General features: G+C 45.3%; 4 protein-coding genes. All 4 read left to right on the top strand.

What is annotated here, in order from left to right; all coding sequences use genetic code 11:
* Positions 1 to 866, top strand: an 866-nt coding sequence (locus IQ219_RS17420) for a glycosyltransferase family 2 protein (protein WP_194073452.1), incomplete at its 5' end; no start/stop codon positions are given.
* The gene (locus IQ219_RS17415; protein WP_194073451.1) at positions 866 to 2,581 is read left to right on the top strand and encodes an amidohydrolase family protein; all 1,716 of its coding nucleotides are present in this window, start codon (positions 866 to 868) and stop codon (positions 2,579 to 2,581) included. The genes IQ219_RS17420 and IQ219_RS17415, both read left to right, overlap by 1 nt.
* Before the next feature lie 62 nt (positions 2,582 to 2,643).
* On the top strand, positions 2,644 to 3,120 hold the full coding sequence (locus tag IQ219_RS17410) for an Mpo1-like protein (protein WP_194073450.1): 477 nt from the start codon (positions 2,644 to 2,646) through the stop codon (positions 3,118 to 3,120).
* Positions 3,121 to 3,356: 236 nt separating this feature from the next.
* Positions 3,357 to 3,998 (top strand): hypothetical protein, encoded by a 642-nt coding sequence (locus tag IQ219_RS17405; protein ID WP_194073449.1) that lies wholly within the window; start codon positions 3,357 to 3,359, stop codon positions 3,996 to 3,998.
* Positions 3,999 to 4,129: the final 131 nt, after the last annotated feature.

Genomic DNA, 4,129 nt, shown 5'->3' with positions numbered 1-4,129 from the left:
GTAAATCGGGGGCATTAAATGCCGTTTTTCCCCAGACCACAGGCGAAATTATCGGAGTTTTTGACGCAGATGCCTGGCTTGAGCCTAACGCGATCCGCCGCGCTGTACTCCCCTTTCATCAGCCAGAGGTGGGAGGCGTTCAACTGCGAAAACAATTGCTCAATGCTGGCATGAACGGTTTAACCCAATTTCAACAGTGGGAACAGAGTTTTGATGCCGCTTTACAGTGCCAACGATCAGCCGCAGGGGCCTGGGTTGATTTGCGTGGAAATGGCACATTTATTCTTCGCCAAAGCCTACAGCAGTGCGGTGGCTGGAATGAAGACACCCTCGCAGATGACCTAGACTTGACTTTTCAGCTTTACTTGGCAAGGTTTAAGATTGTTTTTCTGCCTGATACTTCTGTTTACGAAGAAGGGACAACAAATTGGCGGCAATTTTGGCAACAACGCTGTCGCTGGGCAGAAGGTGGTTATCAGCGTTATATAGATTACTTTGCCCCGCTTTGCCAGATTCGAGGGTATGCGGCCATTGATTTATGGATGTTTTTGATATTGCAGTTTTTGCTACCGCTAGGACTATTAGCCGATGGCGCATGGTCACTAACAACGGAACAATTACTTGTTTTGTGGCCATTGCAAACCATTTTAGGGCTGATTTTAATGGTGGAGATGGGGCGGGGATTAATTAAATTTGAGAACCGACGCGGCTGGGGATTACTCAATAGTACGGTGGGGGGATTATTGTATATGGGGCATTGGATTCCAGTGATGCTGGTAACGGTATTGAAGCTCTGTATTGTGCGTCAATCGCTAGTGTGGCATCGGGTGGAACATGGGCAAATGGTGGGAGGAGGTGAAAACTAATGTGGGATCTGGTCATTCAAAATGGACTCGTTTTTGATGGAAATGGGTCACCTCCTATCCTGCAAGATGTTGCTGTTGCCCAGGGCAAAATTGTCGCCCTGGCCCCCCAGTTAAACCTACCAGCGAAAAAAGTAATTGATGCCCACGATCACTGGGTTACACCTGGCTTTTTAGATATTCATACCCACTACGATCTGGAATTAGAAGTCGCACCTGGGTTAACAGAATCAGTGCGGCATGGGGTCACGACGGTTATTATCGGAAATTGTAGTTTATCCATTGCAATTGGTGAGCCAGTCATGTTGGCTGCCATGTTTCAACGAGTAGAAACCCTACCCCATCGTTTTCTGCAAAAATGGCTAGAAAAGGCGATCATTTGGGATAGTCCTGGGGAGTATTTAGCCCATCTCCAAACCTTGCCCCTCGGCCCTAATGTATCCCCTCTCCTCGGTCATAGCGGTCTCCGTGCTCACGTTATGGGACTAGAACGTAGTTTAACTGACCAACCAACCCCCCTCGAATTAAAAACCATGGGAAATATCCTACAAAATGCCTTAGAAGCAGGTTTTTTAGGGTTTTCTATTGATATGTTTCCCTGGCATTGGATGAGTGGTCAATGGTCGGCCCATACCATCCCTTCTCAACACGCCCAATTTCCAGAATATGACTATTTAGCGAATCTGTGTCGTCAAGCCAATCGCGTTTTACAAGTAACTCCCAATCCCCAAAATTTAGCTTCTTTCTGGCACGTTTTTTGTTTAGGCATGGGATTGGGCCAAAAGCCCTTAAAAATGACTGTGCTATCAGCTTTGGATTTTGTTCATGCACGGCAATTATGGCGAGGGTTTGCTCCTTTATTGGCTCTATGGAATAATATATTAGGCGGTAACGTGCGGTTTCAAACCTTAACAGAGCCCTTTACGGTCTATGGAGAAGGGCCAATGACTCCCTTATTTGAAGAGTTTGCAACGGGGGCCAAGTTAAATAGTTGTACAAGCCGAGTCGAGCGGCAAAATCTGTGGCGATCGCCCCTTTTTCGAGAGCAGTTTCGTAACGATTGGGAACGAAGTAAAAACAAATCTTTTCATCGTCAATTAGAGCAAATGATCATTACCCGTAGTCCGATTGCGGACTGGGAGGGACAAAACATTGCTGAGGTAGCAGCCAAGGAAAACCGAGATCCCCTAGGCTTTTTTATAGAAGCCCTAGTTGAATACGATACCGATCTACACTGGTTGACCACTGCCGCCAATGATCGTCTCCAACCTCGACTAGAGCTAATGAAACATCCCTATATTTTCCCTGGGTTTACCGATGCAGGGGCGCATATGCGTAATTTAGGCTATTACGATGGTGCACTGTCATTATTAAAACAAGCTATGACCACTGGATTTTTAACTCCTGAAGCTGCAATCCATCGCGTTACAGGTGAACCAGCCCAATGGTTTGGATTAAATACGGGGGTTCTTAAAGTTGGTTCTCAAGCTGATTTACTCATCCTTAATCCCCAAGCATTGCACGCAGAAATTAGTCCGATGGAGGCGATCGCCGATCCCAATTTAGATGGTGAATTACGGATAGTCAAACGCGGTTCGGAAACGATTATTGATGCTGTTTACATCAACGGAGAGTTAGTTGTTCAAAAAGGGGAAGTAAGCAATCAATTAGGAAAGCAAGCCTATGGCTCTTTACTGTTTCCCCATACTCATTCTTAACCAGTCAATGCTCAGGAAATCAATTACTTTAGAGTCTCAATTAGCAAACAACTAATTTTAATATGCCCTCTCCTAGTCAAAGAAACAAAATTAACACTCACATTCTTGATCATCCTTTTACGGACTATTGGGATATTTTTGTTTTAAAGCACCAAAATCCTCTCAATATCGCGTTGCATTTAGTGGGTATTGTCATCTTCTATGGACTTCTATTAAGTGCTTGGCAATTACACCAACCTTTACTCTTATTTGCATTGCCCTTAAGTCAGTTAACAGGATTACTGGGACATTTTTTCTTTGAAAAAAGTCATATTGACTTACAAGATGCCATTTTTTCTTGGCGAGCTTCATTTTGCCTTGGTCGCTTATTTTGGCAAGTGCTCACTGGCAAATATATCCACACTATCGAAAGTCATTTAGAAGAATTGAGTAAGATTTATCCTATTCAAAATAATACGTTAAGGCTTAATGCTCAAAGCCCACCTTCGGAGGAGATCGTAAGACTTAGCATGGTATCGCATCCTATGGATGTTAAATAGGTCAAAAATAATAAAGACAAGTCACGGACATTTTCTTTTGCTTATCGTCTATTTTTTCCCTTTTGTTACTGGCTGACTACCCACACCCAAGGTTACTGACCGGCAGACCCCCGAAGGCATAACAATTAACTTCACTTAAGGCTTATCTAGAAGATTAATGGCGCAGGCTGCGTGACGGATCTATAGGCGATCGCCCCATCAACTGAAGGTAGGCTGTCTGAGCTATTCACCATCCTATGAAAGAAATCCAGAAAATTAGTCAGCTAACTCCCGCCCAGGAAGACCAGCTCACCGATTACCGGAAGAAGTGGCGAAAATTGACGTTTTCCACCGACGCTTCGGCTGAGGCAGCAATTCAAGTATCAGTCGGTAAAGCTTACAGCTACCTGAATCTGCCGACACCTGAGATTTTCGTCGTTGAAAGTCTATTTGATATTCCAGATTCTTTCTGGGTAAGTTCTCACTGGCAAAATCCAGGCAATGCAGTTTCCTTACACGACAAGCTGTTGCAGCCTTTAATCGCAACAGTCTCTAGCCAGGTTGCGGGGCAGCTTTGGGGAAAACTGTGGAATATTGCGCCACGATTAGACTATCTCGATGGCTATACTCCGCTTTACCAAAGGGGATGGAACCGGGATGACTGTGAGAAGATGCAGATTGATGCTTTCTTCAAAAGCTTATATGGGCTGCGCCACTGCGGTCGTATTGACTTTTGCCAAGGGGCTTTGGGCTGCACCCTGGACGTTGATGCCTGGGAGGCGCTTTATGGCTTGGTTCAACAAGGGGGCTGGCTGTTTCCCTACGAGCATCTCTGCCTCGCAGTCCAAAAGCGCCTGATTCGTTCCATCAGCGGTCCGTTCGGAGCTGAGAATGAATAACCCAATCGCAGCAAGCTGCGGGGTATCTAGATGGGAAAAAGGTTCATCTGTTGCATACGAGCCTTCTCTTTTTCATCTCCTTGCTCTTGAATATAGCGCCTGACAATTTCGATACTTACACCATCCCCTAC

The organism is Synechocystis sp. LEGE 06083 (genome assembly GCF_015207725.1).
In the GTDB taxonomy this organism is placed as follows: domain Bacteria; phylum Cyanobacteriota; class Cyanobacteriia; order Cyanobacteriales; family Microcystaceae; genus Synechocystis; species Synechocystis salina.
This window is presented reverse-complemented; position numbering and strand designations above follow the sequence as displayed.

Coding starts and splice junctions, on each gene's coding strand:
- IQ219_RS17415 (WP_194073451.1), top strand. CDS start 866: ATGTGGGATCTGGTCATTCAAAATGGACTCGTTTTTGATGGAAATGGG.
- IQ219_RS17410 (WP_194073450.1), top strand. CDS start 2,644: ATGCCCTCTCCTAGTCAAAGAAACAAAATTAACACTCACATTCTTGAT.
- IQ219_RS17405 (WP_194073449.1), top strand. CDS start 3,357: ATGAAAGAAATCCAGAAAATTAGTCAGCTAACTCCCGCCCAGGAAGAC.